This is a genomic window from Mycolicibacterium sp. XJ2546, from assembly GCF_053483195.1.
Genome location: NZ_JBEFRW010000041.1, coordinates 1 through 1479 on the forward strand (window position 1 = coordinate 1; position 1479 = coordinate 1479).

The 1479-nt window shown below is 63.8% G+C and carries 1 protein-coding gene; it reads right to left on the minus strand.

Annotated elements, in window-relative coordinates; translation table 11 throughout:
• Positions 1-75 precede the first annotated feature (75 nt).
• Positions 76-1326, minus strand: coding sequence for an IS256 family transposase (locus ABQE44_RS25720; RefSeq protein ID WP_448432637.1), 1251 nt, complete (start codon positions 1324-1326; stop codon positions 76-78).
• Positions 1327-1479 lie beyond the last annotated feature (153 nt).

A 1479-nucleotide genomic window follows, 5' to 3' on the forward strand; every position in this document is an offset into this window, starting at 1 on the left:
GACAGAGTCCAGTGGTGTGGTGGACTTCGGATCGGCGTGGGTGCACGCGTAGTGATCAACGAGTCGGGGTGAATGCTAGGCGATTTGGCGTTGTTCGGCGAGTGCTTTAGTGGCGGGTTCGGCGGCGGCCTGTTTGGCGGCGATGACTTTGCGCAGCTCGACCATCGAGATGTCGGAGAGGTAGCGGCGGGTGACTTGCCATTCGTCGTGGGCTTCGATGACCACGGCGGTCGCCAGTCGCAGGAACGCGGCGGGGTTGGGGAAGATCTCCACGACATCGGCGCGGCGTTTGATTTCTTTATTGAGCCGTTCGATGGGGTTGTTCGACCAGATCTTTTGCCAGTGCGCCCGCGGGAACGCGGTGAACGCCAACACATCGGTTTTGGCCTCATCCATCATCGTCGAGATTTTCGGAAAGCTCGCCGAGAGGGTGTCGGCGACCTGATCCCATTGGGCGTCGACCTCGGCGGGATCGGTGTGGGCGAAGATCGTCTTGACCGCCGCCGTGACCGCCGGGGCATGTTTGGCCGCGACCGCGCCGTGCAGGTTGCGCATGAAATGCACCCGGCAGCGTTGCCACGATGATCCGGCGAACTGCTGTGCTACGGCGGCTTTTAGGCCCGCGTGGGCATCAGAGATCACCAGATGCACCCCGGCCAGCCCGCGCGCTTTGAGCGAGCCCAAAAACTCGCGCCAGAACTCGAAGGATTCACTGTCACCCACGGCAGTCCCGAGTACTTCACGGGTGCCGTCGATGGACACCCCGGTGGCCACGATCAGCGCTTGGGACACCACATGGGCCCCGACGCGGACCTTGCAGAACGTGGCATCGCAGAACACGTAGGGGAATTGGGTGTGGGTCAGACTGCGGGTGCGAAACGCCTCGATCTCTTTGTCGAGGCCGGCGCAGATACGCGAAACCTCGGACTTGGAGACCCCCGAGCCGACGCCGAGGGCGGCGACCAGGTCATCGACGTGGCGGGTGGAGACCCCGTGGACGTAGGCCTCCATGATCACCGCGTGCAGCGCTTTGTCGATGCGGCGGCGCCGCTCGAGCAGCGAGGGGAAGAACGAGCCGGCGCGCAGCTTGGGGATCTTGACCTCGATGTCCCCGGATGTCGTCGACACCGTCTTGGCCCGATGCCCATTGCGGTGTGTGTTGCGTTGCTCGCTGCGTTGATAGCGGCCGGCGCCGATCGCCTCAGCTGCCTCGGCTTCGATCAACGCCTGAAGTCCAGCACGGATCAACTCGGCGAACACCGCGCCCGCGTCCGCGGACTTGAGCGCATCGAGCTGGGCGAGCAAGGCAGAATGGTCCTGGGTCATCGCGTGGTGCGTCCTTTACTTGAGTCACTTTGGTCGGTAACTCAATGACCACTACGCGATGCCCCACTTCAAGAGGCTCAACGACACACCTCAAGGTCGGTCCCAGCCCGGTCGCCTCACGCCCGAAACCCCACCACCCCAGGGGACTTACCC

Excerpts from the sequence above, each read along its gene's own strand:
- ABQE44_RS25720 (WP_448432637.1), bottom strand. The coding sequence starts at position 1,326 with ATGACCCAGGACCATTCTGCCTTGCTCGCCCAGCTCGATGCGCTCAAG.